Annotated in this window: 11 protein-coding genes, 1 CRISPR repeat array and 2 other annotated features; of the genes, 9 read left to right on the forward strand and 2 right to left on the reverse strand. The window is 31.5% G+C overall.

Features of this window, described 5'->3' with window-relative positions; genetic code table 11:
- Positions 1-170: 170 nt before the first annotated feature.
- Both CLRAG_RS00740 and CLRAG_RS00745 read left to right on the forward strand, forming a co-directional pair.
- Positions 171-1,244, forward strand: a complete 1,074-nt coding sequence (locus CLRAG_RS00740; RefSeq protein ID WP_065076610.1) for a 2,3-butanediol dehydrogenase — start codon at positions 171-173, stop codon at positions 1,242-1,244.
- Positions 1,245-1,391: 147 nt separating this feature from the next.
- Entirely contained in the window at positions 1,392-3,023 is a 1,632-nt protein-coding gene (locus tag CLRAG_RS00745) for a M20/M25/M40 family metallo-hydrolase (protein ID WP_065076611.1), read from the forward strand.
- Positions 3,024-3,115: 92 nt separating this feature from the next.
- On the opposite strand, the gene CLRAG_RS00750 is transcribed toward CLRAG_RS00745, so the two are convergent.
- Complete coding sequence (locus CLRAG_RS00750) at positions 3,116-4,093, reverse strand: 3D domain-containing protein (RefSeq protein ID WP_065076612.1); 978 nt, start codon at positions 4,091-4,093, stop codon at positions 3,116-3,118.
- 217 nt (positions 4,094-4,310) lie between these two features.
- Positions 4,311-4,512 (forward strand) — a binding site (T-box leader).
- A gap of 172 nt (positions 4,513-4,684) precedes the next feature.
- On the opposite strand from CLRAG_RS00750, the gene CLRAG_RS00755 reads away from it, so the two are divergent.
- The gene (locus CLRAG_RS00755) at positions 4,685-6,067 is read left to right on the forward strand and encodes an FAD-binding oxidoreductase (RefSeq protein ID WP_065076613.1); all 1,383 of its coding nucleotides are present in this window, start codon (positions 4,685-4,687) and stop codon (positions 6,065-6,067) included.
- 36 nt (positions 6,068-6,103) lie between these two features.
- On the opposite strand, the gene CLRAG_RS00760 is transcribed toward CLRAG_RS00755, so the two are convergent.
- Positions 6,104-7,525 carry a sodium:solute symporter family protein gene (locus CLRAG_RS00760; protein ID WP_065076614.1) on the reverse strand — a complete coding sequence of 474 codons (1,422 nt, stop codon included), beginning with the start codon at positions 7,523-7,525 and terminating at the stop codon, positions 6,104-6,106.
- 298 nt (positions 7,526-7,823) lie between these two features.
- Positions 7,824-8,038, reverse strand: a binding site (T-box leader).
- 683 nt (positions 8,039-8,721) lie between these two features.
- A CRISPR array of direct repeats spans positions 8,722-10,545; the repeat unit is 30 nt; unit sequence GTTTTTAGAGTACCTATGAGGAATTGAAAC.
- 466 nt (positions 10,546-11,011) lie between these two features.
- On the opposite strand from CLRAG_RS00760, the gene CLRAG_RS20055 reads away from it, so the two are divergent.
- The 6 genes from CLRAG_RS20055 (at position 11,012) to CLRAG_RS00785 (ending at position 18,020) form a co-directional block, all read left to right on the forward strand.
- Positions 11,012-11,161 carry a DUF4351 domain-containing protein gene (locus tag CLRAG_RS20055; protein WP_083985477.1) on the forward strand — a complete coding sequence of 50 codons (150 nt, stop codon included), beginning with the start codon at positions 11,012-11,014 and terminating at the stop codon, positions 11,159-11,161.
- A 239-nt stretch (positions 11,162-11,400) separates the two neighbouring features.
- Positions 11,401-12,162 carry a CRISPR-associated endoribonuclease Cas6 gene (cas6, locus tag CLRAG_RS00765; RefSeq protein ID WP_065076615.1) on the forward strand — a complete coding sequence of 254 codons (762 nt, stop codon included), beginning with the start codon at positions 11,401-11,403 and terminating at the stop codon, positions 12,160-12,162.
- Positions 12,155-14,098, forward strand: a complete 1,944-nt coding sequence (locus CLRAG_RS00770) for a TIGR02556 family CRISPR-associated protein (RefSeq protein ID WP_065076616.1) — start codon at positions 12,155-12,157, stop codon at positions 14,096-14,098. The genes cas6 and CLRAG_RS00770 overlap by 8 nt, the downstream gene beginning before the upstream one ends.
- Positions 14,088-14,963 carry a type I-B CRISPR-associated protein Cas7/Csh2 gene (gene cas7b / locus CLRAG_RS00775; RefSeq protein ID WP_065076617.1) on the forward strand — a complete coding sequence of 292 codons (876 nt, stop codon included), beginning with the start codon at positions 14,088-14,090 and terminating at the stop codon, positions 14,961-14,963. The genes CLRAG_RS00770 and cas7b overlap by 11 nt, the downstream gene beginning before the upstream one ends.
- Before the next feature lie 10 nt (positions 14,964-14,973).
- Positions 14,974-15,696 carry a type I-B CRISPR-associated protein Cas5b gene (gene cas5b, locus CLRAG_RS00780; protein ID WP_065076618.1) on the forward strand — a complete coding sequence of 241 codons (723 nt, stop codon included), beginning with the start codon at positions 14,974-14,976 and terminating at the stop codon, positions 15,694-15,696.
- An 11-nt stretch (positions 15,697-15,707) separates the two neighbouring features.
- Complete coding sequence (locus CLRAG_RS00785) at positions 15,708-18,020, forward strand: CRISPR-associated helicase/endonuclease Cas3 (RefSeq protein ID WP_065076619.1); 2,313 nt, start codon at positions 15,708-15,710, stop codon at positions 18,018-18,020.
- Positions 18,021-18,025: the final 5 nt, after the last annotated feature.

Here is an 18,025-nt window from a genome sequence, read left to right on the forward strand (position 1 = left end):
TCAAAATAGGACACTAAATATGTGCCATAATGACACATAGTGCCTTTAAATGTATTTTTAACAAGTTCTTTGCTTTTGGTATGGCTTTTGCTTATAAAGTATAGTGAATATATTAACAGGTATATGTAAATTTTAATATTGCCATACTATTATAAAAAGGAGAGATAATTATGAAAGCTGTATTGTGGTATGATAAAAAAGATGTAAGAGTAGAGGAAATTGAAGAACCTAAGGTAAAAGAAAATGCTGTAAAAATTAAAGTGAAATGGTGTGGTATATGTGGTTCTGACTTACATGAATATTTAGGAGGACCTATATTTATTCCAGTAGGTACACCACATCCTTTAAGCAAGAGTACAGCACCAGTAGTTTTAGGACATGAGTTTTCAGGAGAAGTAGTAGAAATAGGCAGCAAGGTTACAAAATTTAAGGCAGGAGATAGAGTTATTGTAGAACCTATAGTTGCCTGTGGAAAGTGCCCTGCTTGTCTTGAAGGAAAATATAATTTATGTGAAGCCTTGGGATTTCATGGACTTTGTGGAAGCGGCGGTGGATTTGCTGAATACACAGTATTTCCTGAAGATTTTGTCCATAAGATACCAGATACTATGGACTATGAGAAGGCTGCACTTGTTGAGCCTATGGCAGTTGCCCTTCATTCTCTAAGAGTTGGAAACTTCACTACAGGAAATACTGCTTTGGTTTTAGGTGCAGGACCTATAGGACTTGCAACTATTCAGTGTTTAAAGGCAGCAGGGGCAAGAATTGTAATTGTATTTCAGAGAAAATCTGTAAGACAGGAATATGCTAAGAAATTTGGAGCAGATGTAGTTTTAGATCCAAATGAGGTAGATGTAATTGAAGAAATTAAAAAACTTACAGGCGGCGTAGGTGTAGATACATCTTTTGAAACAACAGGTGCAAATGTAGGGATTAATACGGCAATTCAAGCTTTAAAATATGAAGGTACTGCGGTAATAACCAGCGTATGGGAGAAAAATGCAGAAATCAATCCAAATGATCTTGTATTTACAGAAAAGAAGGTAGTTGGTACTCTTGCCTACAGACATGAATTTCCTTCTACAATAGCACTTATGAATGATGGAAGGATAAAGACAGACGGATATATTACAAAGAGAATAGCACTTGAGGACATTGTAAAGGAAGGATTTGAAACACTTACAGGACCTGAAAAGAAAAAACACGTAAAAATAATTGTAACTCCTGATAAATCATTATTATAAAAAGTACTCATAGAATTGATAAAAAAGTGAATTCAGCAAATTATGTGGCTGAATTCACTTTTTTTTGTTGTAAATTAACATTTATATAAAAATAATGGTATACTTAGATGTAATTGAAAGTTTTCAATTATATTGGGGAGGACAAAAATGAGCTTTAAGAAAAATGTATACGACACAATGAGGAAACTAATATCTGTGCCAAGCATATCTGGTACAAAAGAAGAGTGTGCGGCAGCAGAAAAAATATATGAAAAAATTTTGGAAATACCTTATTTTAAGGATAATCCTGAAAATCTAGGCATAGAGCAAATTGAAGATGATCCTCTAGGAAGAAGCTTTGTATGGGCAGTAGTAAATGGAAAGGAAAATTCATCAAATTCATTTATACTTTCAGGTCATTTGGATGTAGTTGGAGTAGAAGAATTCGGACATTTAAAATCTATGGCTTTTGATGTAGATGAATGTACTAAAAGAATTTCAGAATTGAATTTGGATGAAGATGCCATGGAGGATTTTAAATCAGGAGATTGGATATTTGGAAGGGGAACTGCAGACATGAAATTTGGAGTGGCCCTGAATATGGAACTTTTAAGAGAATTCAGTAAAGAGAGAAACTTTAAGGGAAACTTATTGCTTTTAGTAGTTCCTGGCGAAGAGAGTAACTCCGAAGGAATGATTGCTGCAGCTCCATTTCTTCTTAAATTAAAGGAAGAGAGGAAGTACAATTACTGTGGTATGATAATATCAGAGCCAAGCATACCTGAAAGAGGAGAAAAAGAAAGCAAGAGATTATACATAGGTAGTGTAGGTAAAATTATGCCTTTATTTTTTTGTGTGGGAAAAGAAACTCATGTAGGGGAATCTTTGAGAGGATTGAATCCCAATTTGCTAGTTTCAGAGATAAACAAATTAATGGAATGTAATCCAGATCTCTCAGACAGCGTTTATGATACTGTAACTCCGCCGCCTATGTGTTTAAAGCAAATGGATTTAAAGGAGATGTATTCCGTACAGAGCCCATTGTATTCCACCGCATATTATAATATATTGACTCTTCAGGTATCTTATGATGAAATACTATCTAATTTAAAAGAACTGGCTCAGAATGCCTTTGAGAATGTTTTAAAGGATATTTCAAAAAAGAGAGAAAAATTTGCAAAGAAATCCTCACAAAAATTGAAATTTGATAATATAGAAGCTTGTGTTATTACTTATAAAGAGATGTTACGTGAAGTTAAAAGTACACATAAGGATTTTGAAAAGTACATAGATGAAAAGGTAAAAGAATGGAAAAATGAGAAAATGGATAACCAAACTATAGCTATAAATATAGTAAAGGCAACTTATGAACTATATGAGAATAAAAGACCTATGATTATAATTTCATTTATTCCTCCTTATTATCCGCATAAATATTTAAAAGCTGAAAATAGTGAGGGTAGCAAATTTATAAATGCTGTAGATAGTACAATTAAGTATGCAGGAGAAAAATTTCAGGAAAGCATTATAAAAACTAATTATTTTATGGGTATATCTGATGCAAGTTATACAGGAATTGACTCAGATATACCACTTGCTGAATTGATTTCGAATATAGTTGGATATGACATAATATATAAACTTCCAGTAAAAGAACTGTCTAAGTTAAATATTCCTGTAGTGATTTTTGGTGGACAGGGAAAAGACTTGCACAAATATACTGAAAGACTAAATGTGCCTTATTCCTTTGAGGTGATACCTAAACTTTACAGGCATATGATTTATTATATGTTAAGATGATAAATATGTATTTCTCGTAAGGTAGGGGAGAGAAAATCTCCCCAAGTGTTTACCTTTTAGGTAAAATAGCAGCACAATACTACCTGTACATATTAATTAAGTATATATACAGTAACAGATCTTCTGCCCCAGTTTTCTGCTTCTGCCTCCGAATTTACGAATAAATCTATGATATTTCCCTTTATAGCTCCACCGATATCACAAGCTACGGCATATCCATATCCTTCTACATAGACTTTTGTTCCCAGTGGAATAACTCGAGGATCAACAGCTATAGTGCTGTATCCATTTGGATTCCTTACAGTTGCAGAACCTGATGCTGTGACACCATCTCCACAGTATGCAGTTGCCTCCATAGTAAGTACTTGTGAATATGAAAGTGAACCTGATCCACCACGAGATAAGGTAGGTGAAGAAGTTTTTATTTCAGGTATTTGAGGAGCCTTCTGAGCAGTCTGAAGAGCTATTAACTGCTGTTCCTTTGCGGTAGCCTGACTTAATAGTTCTTTTTGTTGTTGTATGTCAGTATTTAATTTTGACAAAGTAGATTCATTACTTATTTTTAAAGATTCTAACTTAGCATTTTCAGCACTTAAAGCTTTTTGCTGACTTTGTATAGCTTGTTCATTTCCTTTTAGTTTTGTAATAACTTGATTATCGAATTTCATTACTCTTGAGATTGAGTCAACTCTGGATATAAAATCACCTAAGTTGTTTGAAGATAAAAGTACCTGGAGATAACCGTTTGTACCAGTTGTGTACATAGCTTTTACTCTTTTTTTAAATAAATCATTTTGCGATTTTGAATCATCTTGTGCTTTTGACAATTTGATTTGTGTATTTTTAATGTTCTTAGCAATAGTATTCATATCTTTTTTATTGCTTTCAATTTTTCCGATTACTCCATCAATCTGCTTATTTAAAGTATCAACTTTTACCTGGAGTTCCTTTTTGTTATTTTGAGTTTGTGTTAATTCTTCAGACGTACTGGCTGAAGAAGCGAAAACATTGCTGAAAGTAGAACCTACTAACGCAAACGTTATAATAACAGATAAGGCTTTTTTATTCAATGTATTTTCCCCCTTAAAACATTATTAAGTTTAAAGAAAACTTACTAATGTTTTTTATTATACCATTAATGTATACAAAAACTCAAGTTTATATGAATTTTGTATGCAAATGGAGGATAGCTAAGAGTACACTATAAGCGAGATTGACTACTATAAAAAAATTTTATTTTTAGGCTATTGACAGTAACCAAAACTTATAGTAAACTCATCTTTAAAGATAAAAGCTATGATAGGATTAATTAGGTATGTTAATATTTTTTTACAGAGAGTGGGGTAAGGTGAAAACCCATAAATATACATGTTGAAACTCACCCTGGAGCTGTAGGCTGAATGTTTAGTAGGTCTAATCGGTTGTTTAACCGTTATGTTAATTAAGTAAAAAAAATGGGTGGTACCGCGGCAGACTTTTCGCCCCAGCGAAAAGAGCTGTTTTTTTTGTACGTTGAAATATATCAGTAAAGACAAGCTGATGTATTTTTTTTACTTATTTCATTCAATTGGGGCGCTGTAAGTGTAAAATATTATAAGATTTAATTAATTGACTAAAAGGCAAGATGAAAGAATTTGTCAAATAAAAAGGGGGAAATAACATTGAAGAGTGAAATAATTGAAAGTTTAAAAAGTATTGTGGGAGAAGATTGGATTACAGATGATTTGTCTAAGATGCAGAGATATCTCTACGATGAAACAGAACCTCTGCTTCGTCCAGAAGCATGCAAGGACTGTGTAGTAGTTAAACCTGGTTCTGCAGAAGAGATATCGGAGATATTAAAATATTCAAATAAGACTTTGACACCTGTAGTTGCAAGGGGCGGTGGTACAGGCGTAGTTGGAGGAGTCATTCCCACAGAATCCAGCATAATTTTGTCACTTGAAAGATTAAATAAAATTGTTGAACTTGATGAAAAAAACTTGATGATTACAATTGAAGCAGGAGCTACCCTGGCAGATTTACTAGAAGAACTAAATAAGCAGGACAAACTATTTTTTCCTATACATCCTGGTGATGAAGGAGCTCAAATTGGCGGTATGGTAGCAACAAATGCTGGCGGCACAAAAGCTGTAAAACATGGAATCATGAGAAATCATGTTAAAGCTTTGGAAGTAGTTTTACCCACAGGTGAAATAGTGAATGTAGGAGGAAAACTTATAAAAAACAATATGGGCTATGACCTTTTACATATGATGATTGGAAGTGAAGGAACTTTAGGTATAATTACAAAAGTAACATTAAAGCTTTATGCACAAAATAAGTATAATGGAACACTTTTGGTTTCATTTGATACAAGGCGTGAAGCTTGTGATGCAGTACCTTGTATACTTCAAGATGGAATTACACCACTTGCTGTGGAGTATATGGACAAAGTCATTGCACAAAATGCTGCACAGCAGCTTGGAACTAAGTGGCCTGCAAATAAAGGATCTGTAGATTTAATTTTCATGATTGATGAGCCTACAGAAGATGCACTTTATGCTAGCAGCGAAAAAATTGTAGAAATATGCGAAGAACACAATGCAGTGGATAGTATAATAGCGGAGACTACAAAGGAACAGAGAAATATTTTGGCAATAAGGAGCAATGCATATGGCCCTTATAAGGACAATATAGCAGATGCACTTGACATAGCAGTTCCACCTTCAACTGTACCGGATTTTTTTGATGACATAACGGCACTTGGAGAGAAATATGGAAATCATATTTTGTCTTTGGGACATATAGCAGATGGAAATATACACAATTTTATTATGGGGGATAACGGTAAACTCCCCTCCTATTATGAAGAGTTAAAAGAGGAAATGTACAAAACTGCATTAAAATATGGTGGTACAATAACAGCAGAACATGGTACAGGAAAAACAAGAAAGAAACACATGTCTCTGCAGTTTACAAAACGAGAGCTTGAAATTATGAAGGGTATACGAAAAGTATTTGATCCAAATGAGATTTTAAATCCAGGTACTATAATTGATTGAGTGTAAAAAAGTAAGGAGGCAAACCTCCTTACTTTTTTACACTATTTCATTTATTTCATCTATGGCATCTATATTCATAATTGATCTTTTATCAAGTACTGATGTAAGCATGAAGGTTACAAGACATACAAGCCATTCCATGAATATTACATGAGGAAATATTCTAAAAGAAGGTATTAACTGCCATAAAAATAGGGCTACTACTCCTGCTAGGGTAGTGAAAAAAGCAGAACTTTTTTTGCAAAGTTTAGGAGCAAACATGGTAAATAAAAATATAAGTGTAAATGCGGTAGAAAGACTTAAACCCATGGATATAGTTTTTAATATACCTGACATGGAAAGGGCAAGTATAAAAGTAAATATACCTAAAAGAACTACAGAGGATTTAGTCATTATTAAAAGCTTTTTGTCATTTACTTTAGGATTTATATATTTTTTGTATATGTCATTTGTAAATAAGGTAGAGGCACCTAAAAGTAAATTGCAGGCTGTAGAAACATCTGCTGCCCAGAGTGCTGCTAAAGTTATTCCTGCTGCTACAGGGTTTAATGACAAAATCATTTTAGGAAGTGCCATAGTAGCACTTACATGAGGAAAAGTAGTTCTTGCAGCCATACCTATAAGAGCACATAAAAAACCTATTGGAATCATAAGAAGACCAGCAAGTATAAAGCTCTTTTTTGCAGTCTTTGCATCTTTAGCGGCAAAGGCTAATTGTACAGGACCCTGCATAGACAAAACTTGTGTAGTCATAACAAGAATCCAACCTAAAATTACCCATGTACCAACTCCTTTAACCGGGCTGAAATAAGGTACACTTTGAGGTAGATGAAGTTTTATGTTCTGAATCCCTCCGCTTTTTGATACAGCTAGTATAGTGCATAATATAATTCCTGTATATTTTAAAGGAACGTTAAATGAATTACATAATCCGGCAGACCACATTCCTCCTATAAAGGTTATACCAACAAATACACAAGCGCTTACTATCATACCAGTTTTTATAGTGAATATGCCAGGCAATAGTGAAGATAAAATAGCTCCACCTGCAATGTATTGAAGAGACACAACTACAATGAGAATAATTATTTGGCATGCTACACAGACAGTAACACCCTTTTCATCATAGAATTTTGAAAACAATTCAGGAACAGTAGATACATTGAAATCCCTATATTTACTTGCAGCTGCAAGTCCCATAACTATAGCTGCAATTCCCCAGGCTGTGCAGTACCAACCTGCTGAAAGCCCTACATCGTAAGCTTGTTCAGCTACCCCTATAGTTGAAGCACCCCCAATAGCAAGTCCTATAAGTGAACAGGTTACAAGTGGAGTTGTAAGCTGTCTGCTGGCTAAAGTATAGCTTTCGCCGCCACCTTGAGCTCTTTTCTTTGCAATAAAACTTATTATAAATAACATGGATATATAACAGATAATGATTATTAAAGATACATTCATTTTAAAACCCCCTATTTATTTAATTCATAGTTCACAATTCACATCGAATAATGCACGCATTGTATAGTTTATAAGTTTCAATAGTAAGTTCCAGTTGCAAGTGCTTTCTATACAGTAATAATGTACAGAATTACAGTGTACACTGTAAAAGTATTTAGTGCTAAAGTGATGCGGTAAATATTAATTGAAATTACTTAAAAATTGTACAAAAAAACGCCCCTACACAAGGGACGAAAAAGTCGCGGTACCACCCTACTTGAGCAAAATAAATTTGAAAAATAAAAAAAAGCACCTGCGATTAAGGGACGAAATAATCGTGGTACCACCCTACTTGAACAAATAAATTTATTGCTCATCTCTTACTCTTAACGAGAGTTACCCGGATCAGCTTACTTTAAAAAATTTCAGCCTACAGCTCAGGAATGTATTTCATAAAGCACATCAGACAGTTTACACCAACCACTGACTCTCTTTGCAACGTACTTGATTACTTCTTTCCATCATAACTTGTAAGTTGTATTATAGATTGAATTTTATATAAATACAAAATCCAAAATAGATGTTTCTGGATAAATAGATTAAGTTTGCTATTAATAGCTAGCTATAGGTATTGGTTACGGACTATTTCAAAACAAAAATCATTATAGAGTTTCTATATGAAAAACTAACTTATACAAGTCATGTAATGACAAATTTCACCACCATAAAAACTTTTGACAAGTCTAAAGCTCGGTATTTAGAAAATCTAAGAACCTTAGCTAAACTCGTATCTCAAACATATCTAAGCTCCGAAGATTTTCTAAAATACTTCGCTAAGACTTATAAAAAAGTTTTTAAAGGTGCTTTCAATTTTGTCATTACATTTTATACATAAGTTCAAATTTCAATTGGAAACCCTACATATATTTTAAGTGGATGTAAGACATATGAATGATAAAAAATGATGTTAAATGGAGATGGAAGTTGTTATAATTAATCTAAATATATAAGTTTTGCAGTAAAATTAAAGAAGGCAGCAATTGAGATTTAATAATTGAAACTGATAAGATTTTATGTCGTCGACCCCCAGTAGTGCAAAAAACCCGGGAGGTCGACGCAAATTATTTTTGAGTGAAATCAATGCTTGACAGGAATTGCCCTAATAAGTGGAATATATTGACTTTTTGAAGAATGTAGGTGTATTCTATATTCGATGGGTTTTTAGAGTACCTATGAGGAATTGAAACTATCTAGGATACTGACCTTGCACCAAATCAACCAAAAGTTTTTAGAGTACCTATGAGGAATTGAAACAAGCAATAGTAAACAAAACTAAAATACCCCATCTAAGTTTTTAGAGTACCTATGAGGAATTGAAACCTCCTAATGGTGATATTGAAGCTGGAGGTGTAATTGGTTTTTAGAGTACCTATGAGGAATTGAAACACAGCATCAATAGTTTTAGCTCCAGTACCTTCAATAGTTTTTAGAGTACCTATGAGGAATTGAAACCATTATTTTCAACAGCAAAATCATAAAAATATTTAGGGTTTTTAGAGTACCTATGAGGAATTGAAACTTTTAACCGCCTTGTCAATAGCATCTGGAATAGTATAGTTTTTAGAGTACCTATGAGGAATTGAAACCGGAGGGTGTTAGTATGATGACTTTGGTTTCTAATGCGTTTTTAGAGTACCTATGAGGAATTGAAACTAGCACCAGTAGAAGTTTGTTCAAACGCATATTTGCCGTTTTTAGAGTACCTATGAGGAATTGAAACCTAACCCAGTCCTGTACCTTAGACCTAATAGAAGAAGCGTTTTTAGAGTACCTATGAGGAATTGAAACTAATAGAAGCTTCACTATCTGCATATCTAAGACCCAAGTTTTTAGAGTACCTATGAGGAATTGAAACCTTTATTGTGGGTAAGTAAAAGAAAAAAAATAGCAGTTTTTAGAGTACCTATGAGGAATTGAAACTTATTTAATAGCTTTTATCCAACGCATAACAAACTGAGTTTTTAGAGTACCTATGAGGAATTGAAACGCATCTGTAGAGCCATCTGTTAAGTTTTGTGCTGTGTTTTTAGAGTACCTATGAGGAATTGAAACCCAGATATAGAACCCTCTAAACCACCAAAATCTCCAGGTTTTTAGAGTACCTATGAGGAATTGAAACTGATAAAACTTTAAAGTAGTTGTGCTACCTTGTGCATGTTTTTAGAGTACCTATGAGGAATTGAAACACGCCATACTTCCAAACAATGAAAGCACCTAAAATAGTTTTTAGAGTACCTATGAGGAATTGAAACAATAATAAGGAGTGTTTTTATGATATATCTTTATGTTTTTAGAGTACCTATGAGGAATTGAAACACAAAACATAAGAAAACAAAAACACAACAAGTCCAAGTTTTTAGAGTACCTATGAGGAATTGAAACAATCATGGGTAAATCAAGCAGTAGAACAAGAAAAACGTTTTTAGAGTACCTATGAGGAATTGAAACTCATTTGACGTGTCTATAGTTACGGTTCTTTCATCGTTTTTAGAGTACCTATGAGGAATTGAAACCGAATAGTAATATAATTTCCTCTATCCAGATGAATTCCGTTTTTAGAGTACCTATGAGGAATTGAAACTCAAACTGAGTAACAAAAACAACGGTATAACCTAAAGTTTTTAGAGTACCTATGAGGAATTGAAACAATGAATATAGTAGCATTAGTAATGCTAACATTTATAGTTTTTAGAGTACCTATGAGGAATTGAAACGGAGAAAAAGACACAGAACTTAGTAAAGATGGTAAAGGTTTTTAGAGTACCTATGAGGAATTGAAACCAAATGTACTGTATGTGGTGAAGTAATTTACTTAGACGTTTTTAGAGTACCTATGAGGAATTGAAACATCGGTGAGCAAGTTTCACTCGAAATTAAAGCAACCGTTTTTAGAGTACCTATAAGGAATTGAAACTTTATTTTATCTTGGACTGCTTGAATTCTATTTTCAAGTTTTTAGAATACCTATGAGGAATTAAGAAGTTAGTGGTAAGTTAAAAGTGATAAGTATAAAATTAAGAGTTGATAGTGAAAAATTAATAGTTGAGGAAAGTATAGAGTTGAAATAACGAAGAATAAACAATAATTGATATTTAGACTTTGAACTTTGTTATTTATTTTTAAATAGTCAAGAATTAGATTTTTAAAGTATCATAATCTATTAGTTACAATGGATTGGGGTACTTTTTATTTTATTTCTGTATGCAATAGAAAAGAACATAAGTTTGTATAGAATTGTAATTCATGGCAAAACTAATACTAAATTTTATATTTTAGTGGAAAGAGATGATTGCTGTGGATTATAATAAAATTGAAGACGCAGTACTTAAAAAAGTACTTGGTATATTTGAGCAGAGCACAGTGAATTTTTTAACATATATACTAAAATAATTGCCCCTGCGGAGACGAAAATAAAGAATATAGAAATAAACTAAAAGAAAATCAGATATGATTATGAGACCATTAGTTAAAAAGTTTAAAAAAGTTCCTCAGGAGTATATTTACAGGATAAAGTCTCTTCCAGATAAAACACTTGAATGTATAGCAACTGATATATTTGATATGGAAAGCGTGGAGGACTTGAAAAAATATTTTTAGAAGTTGTATAATTTTTTTCGTCGACCCCAGGGAGTGTAAAAATCCCCTGGGGGTCGACAATTTTTATGTTTGCAGGAAATTAGTGGTTTGAGATTGATTTTTACGATTTTTACGGAAATTTTCTCAAATATTACGTTTTTAGAGTACCTATGAGAAATTGAAATTTAAATAAAAATAAAGGATTTTGCTTTCTTTTGCAGAAATATTTAACAAAGAAATATAAAAATATTGGAGGAAAAATGAGAATAATAATAACTTTTGAATTTAATAAACCGCTTGTGCTTAACATACAATACAATCACATAATACAAGCTGTACTCCTTAACTGGCTAAATGATGAAAATTATCAAAGATTTATCCATGACACTGGATATGAAGTTGGTAATAGAAGATATAAATTATATACATTTTCGAGACTTCAGGGAAGGTTCCATATAGATCCTGGTCAAGGAACAATTACCTATTATGACGAAGCAAAACTTGAAGTTGCATCCCAGGATGATAAATTTTTAAACTATCTTGTAAATGGAGTTATTATAAAAGATAATGTCAAGATTGGCAATAATATTGTACATATAAAAAATATAAGATGTATAAATTATATTTTAGATTCTGGCTCAAAGGTATATACTAAATCTCCTATTACGGTATATAGTACCTTTAAAATTTCAGATAAAAAGAAAACTTATTATTATAGTCCTTTTGAAAACGAATTTTCAAAACTTATAAGAGAAAACCTTATAAAAAAATATGAAGCTATGTATAATAAATATCCTGCAGATGACAGTTTTGAAATAAATTATATTAAAAATTCTAAATTAAAAGAAAAAGTTGTGATTTATAAAGATACAGTTATAAAGGGATGGGTTGGTGAATTTGTTTTAAATGGTTCAAAGGAACTCATAAATATTGGATACAATTCTGGACTTGGCTCAAAAAATTCCCAGGGGTTTGGCTGCATAGCAAAGTGCAAAAATATGGAGGCGAAAGTAAATGCTTGAAGGGATAATTCAAATAGGAAATTCCATGCTTTCTTCTGGTGGAGATATGATTTCTAATCTAGTCAAAGATGTACCATCCCAAAATAGAAAAGGAAAGCAAATGCATGTGCTGAAATTTTGCTTTAATACGCAAAAAGACGAATTTAAATTAGATGCCAGAGAAGAAATTGACAGTGGTACAGCTTTAAAATATGCATTTATAGGTTCTGCAGATGGTCCTGCATCTCCCCAATGGTTTGCAACCAGTAGTTCATATTTGTATCATATAACTGAAACTTTAAGTAATTTGACTAAAGTGGATCTGGGAGACGAATTAAATAAAAAATTAAAAGCTATATTTGAAAATTATTATGTTGACCTGGGAGATGGATTTAAACCTAAAAATAGATATATTTTAAATTACAAAAAGTATGGAGTTGGAGAGGAAGATGTCTTGGAAACATTAGATAAAGTTGAAGAAGAAGAAACTGAAAAAGATGAAAAACAAAGGTATAAAAATATAACATCATCATTAAAAAAAGCTTATTCTAGGGAATTTGAAAATTATGTTAAAACTGAATTTGATATAAAAAAGGATGAAATAGGTCTTTATACTATTTTAGTAGATGGCACACCATTGAGTGATTTCAAAGAATATAGACAAGCAATTTTAAAAAGTAAACAAGGAAACAAAAGCAGTAAGAAAATCAAAGGCTTCTGCAGTATGTGTGGAAGCAGTGAAAATTTAACGTCAGACTTATCTAGGATGAAAATAAAATATTACACTACAAACCAGATCATATTTGCAAGTGAACTTAAAAGTTATGATAAAAATATGCTTTTATGTAGCAATTGTCTCAATAAACTCACATCAGGAGAAAATTATATAAAAAATAAATTAAATACAAGACTTGTAGGATTTACAGTTTATTTAATTCCTCATTTCATAGTTGGAAGTCCCATGAATAAAAAAGATTTGGATAAAGTATCTGATAATATTCAGTATTCTTTTAATACGGTAAAGAATTTAACTGGAGTAGATGATTTAAAAACTGAAATTCAAAATATAGTGGATATGAGAAATGGAGATACGTATTTTTTAATAAATATAATGTTTTATAAAAAATCCAATCAGGCAACAAAAATTCAAAAGCTGATTAAAGATGTAAATCCGTCAGTATTTCAGAAAATCATGGATAATTATTATACTGTTGCTAAGTTAGGTAGAAAAATCATGGGAATAAACTATAAACTCAACATAGACTTGCAAACGTTTTACTTTATGACACCTGTCAGACTCAAAAATTCTGAGCCTATGAATTACAGAAAACTTCTCCAGATGTATGATGCTATTTTGACACAAAGGAGTTTGAAACTGGATGAATTTATAAGGGGAGTTATTTCATGTGCTAAAATTGAATTTTTTGACGAAGAGGGTTACAACGTAAATGGAAAATCAGGTATATATAACACTATACTTAAAGCTAATTTTTGTATAAAGTTTTTAGAATATATGGGATGTATAGAGGAAGGAGAAAAAATGGATATTTCTAATTTGAAGGTTAAAGATGATTTGAAAGTTTATATTTTAAATATGGGATATGATGAACAGCAAAGTGCCATGTTTTTACTTGGATGCCTTATAGGTGAAATAGGAAATGCACAGTATAAAAGGATGGGGGAAGACAGAAAGCCGATTTTGAATAAACTTAATTTTGGTGGAGTTGATAAGAACAAAGTTATAAGACTTACCAATGAAGTTTTCAACAAACTTATTCAGGAAAAAATAAGGAAATACAATGAAGTTACTTTTTCAGAGTGCAAAAGACTCATGGATGCAAACAAAAATTTATGGAAATTAAATAAACATGAGAATTTGTTTTATATATTATCTGGTTATAGTTATGATACTACAAAAGCAATGTTAAATAAGGGAGGAAAAGAAAATGAACAATAGTGAAATATTATATCTATATGATGCAAAGCTTACAAATCCAAATGGAGATCCTGATGAAGAAAATAGGCCACGTATGGATTATGAAAGGGATATAAATCTTGTTTCTGATTTGAGAATTAAAAGGTACATAAGGGATTACCTGCTGGATAAAGGTTATGAGTTGTTTGTTTCAAAAGTTGATGATAAAGCAGTAACTGCAAAAGTAAGGATAGATAAACTTGGAAGTAGTGATGTTGATACAATATTGGACAAACTTATAGATGTAAGGCTTTTCGGGGCAACTATTCCTATAAAAAATGATAATAAAAATTTTATAGGACCTGTACAATTCAATTGGGGGTATTCACTCAATAAAGTAGAAGTGCTGGAGGCAAGTATAACATCACATTTTGCATCAGGAGAAGGGAATAAGCAGGGTGCTATAGGAAAAGACTATAGAGTTAAATATTCATTCATTGCCTTTAGTGGAGTTATAAGTGGAAAGAGGGCAGAGCATACAAAATTAAAAGAAGAAGATGTTGCAGTTTTAGATAAGGCTATGAGGTATGCCATACCGGAACTTGCTACAAGGAGTAAAATAGGACAGTATCCAAGACTTTATCTGAGGGCTGAATATAAAGATAATGAAACTATACTTGGAGACTTGAGAGACTATTTAAAATTTTCTTCTGAAGATGAAAGTGTAAGGGATATAAAAGAAATAACTTTGGATATAACAGAACTTGTAGAATTTCTTAATAAAAACAAAGATAGAATTTTCAAGCTGCATTATTTTGCAGATGAAAAATTAAAACTTATACTCAATGGAAAAACGGTTAATTTCAAGGAGGCATTTAGTAGTTTCCCACTAAATGAAGTAAAGTAAGGTGAAAAATATGGATTTATTGATATTAAAATTGAAAGGAAAATTTGCACACTTTAGAAAATTTTATACCAATTCATCTTCACTTTCCTATTCTGTACCTCCGAGGACGACTGTGGTAGGTCTCATAGCAGCTGTCCTAGGTTATGAAAGGAACAGCTATTATGAGCTTTTTTCTAAAAATAATTTTAATGTATCCATAAAAAAAGATGGCTGCATAAGAAAGATAATGCAAAGTGTAAATTATATTAAAGCTACAAGTCCAAAGAATATATTTTGTCCCAAAGATCATACCCAGATTCCTGTAGAAATTTTAACTGGAGATGATGGAGTCAAGTATACTATTTATATAAACTGTGAAGATAAAAGCTTGATGGATGAATTGGAACGTAGAGTAAAGGATAACAAATATGTTTATTCTCCATATTTAGGAGCTGCACCATTTAATTGCAGTTTTGAATTTTGCAATAGACTTGATGTACAACTTGAAAAGAGCAATGAATCGGTACAGGTATCCACGCTTGTAAATTCAAAATACATTGCTCCTGGAAGCATAGACATATTTGAAGATGACAATCTTAAGCTTTTAAAAGAAAGAATGCCTGTGGAATTTTTAAAGGATAGGGAAATAGGAGATATGGCTTCCTATATTTATGACGAAAATGGACATCCTCTGAAATTAAAACTTAACACTGAATTTGTAAAGCTCGAAGATGAAAACATAGTATTTATGTAGGAGATGGTAGTATGAAATTTTATTCACATCCAGATAAATTGATTCTAACTCATCTTATGGAGGTTAATAAAATATCCCGGGCTTATTGTGATAAAAAATATAAAAAAGCAGAAGAAATATTGAGTTTTACCCATGATTTTGGCAAGTATACAACTTTTTTTCAAAGATACATTTTAAGTAAAGATAAAACTAAAAATGATTTGAACAGCCATGGCTTTATTTCTGCTTTATTCGGGGTATTTATTGCCCTCGATTTTTATGATGACAATGCAATACCCGTTTTTATATACAATTGTATACTCCATCATCATGGCAGTATAAAAAATGTCGATATGAATCTGCCTAAGAATTTTAGAAGTCATAGAATAGATAAACCTGAACTTAGAGAAAAAGTGGATATTGCCTATGAACAAATAGAAGATATGGAAAAAAATAAAGAATTTATAAAAAGTGATTATAAAACAATTGGATATGATAAGTATTTTGATGAATTTATATCTCAAAAACCTATTGAAAAAATTTTAAACAGGCTAAAAAAGCTCCAGTATAAATTTGAATATTACAACGAAAGTGGGGAAGATTATTTTATAAGTCAGATGTTATATAGTTCACTTATTGCAGCTGACAAAATCAGCGCTTCAAATATAGAACTCCCGGAAATAAAATTTGCAAATTTCAATATACTAAATGAAACTAAAAATAAAAAATTCAAAAATGACTCTAGAAATGATATGAATTTAATTAGAAGCCAAATATTTGATGAAGTTCAAGAGCAAATCAAAAGCGTTTACGAAAATAATAAAATATTTTCCATAACAGCACCTACAGGGACAGGTAAAACCTATTGCGGATTTTTTGCAGCTTTAAAACTTAAAGAACTTTTGGGAGAAGACAGAAAAATAATATATTCGCTTCCGTTTACATCTATAATAAATCAAAACTATTCTTCAATATATTCACTTTTTAAGAATATACCTAATTTTGAAAATGAAAGCAGTGAGTATATAATAAAACATCACAGCCTTGCAGACATCGAATACAGTAGTGAACATGAGGATTATACAAAAATCAAAGCTGAAATGTTAATAGAAAATTGGAACAGCGGAATAGTAATTACAACTTTTGTCCAGCTCCTTGAAACTTTAATAGGCAATAAAAACAGGATGCTTAAAAAATTCAATGCACTATATAAATCAATAATTATTTTAGATGAGGTACAAGCTATAGATATAAAATATTTAAAGCTCGTAGAATTTATTCTTACTGCAGCCAGCAAATATCTTGATTGTAGGATAATAATGATGACTGCAACTAAACCACTTATACTTTCAGATGCAGCGGAACTTTTAAGTGATAATAAAAAATATTTTAATATGTTTAATAGAACTTCTATTATTCCAAGGCTTGAACCAATTAAGATAGAAAATTTTATAGAAGAATTTTACGACAACATGGAAGATAAATCCTACCTTATAATATGCAATACCATAGCACAATCATTAAAAATTTATAAAGAACTTAAAAACAGCGGCAGAAAAGTTTTGTATTTGTCAACTAATATTTTGCCATGTCATAGGAAGAAAAGGATAGATGAAGTAACAAAGATGCTGGAAAATAATGAAAAAATAATACTTGTTTCAACCCAGGTTGTAGAAGCGGGAGTTGACTTTGATTTTGACGTTGTAATAAGGGACATAGCGCCTATTGATTCAATAATACAAGCGGCAGGTAGATGCAACAGAAATGGGAAAAAGAAAGGTGGAAATGTGTTTGTTTATTCCATGATTGATAATAGTGGTTCATATTATGGTACCAGAGTTTACGGACATACCTTAATAGATATAAGTAAAGGCATTTTATATGATAAAAAGTGCATAGAGGAAAGAGAATATTTTGATCTTATCGGAAAGTATTTTATTGAAGTTGATAAAAATAAATCGCATGAGGTTTCTGAAAAATTTAAAGAATCAATTATAAAAATGTATTTTAGTGATAAAGACTATAGTATAGATAAATTTTCGCTTATAAATGAAAATGACAATTATGTGGATGTATTTTTTAGAATTAATGATGAAGCTGAAGAAATATACAATAAGCTTTTAAAGGCTATAAGTATTAAAGAAATTGAAGCTAAGAGTGAAAAAATGCTTGAAATAAAAAACAAAGTTAGAGAATACACTTTATCTATTCCTCTTAAATATGTTGATAGAGTAAATGACAAAAATGATATTATATTGAATTTACCTAAAAGTGCATGTGAAGTATATTATGACGATATGACAGGCTATAAGAGAGAAGAGGAAGAAGATTTTTTTGTTATGTAGGGGTG

Source organism: Clostridium ragsdalei P11 (genome assembly GCF_001675165.1).
GTDB lineage: Bacteria > Bacillota > Clostridia > Clostridiales > Clostridiaceae > Clostridium_B > Clostridium_B ragsdalei.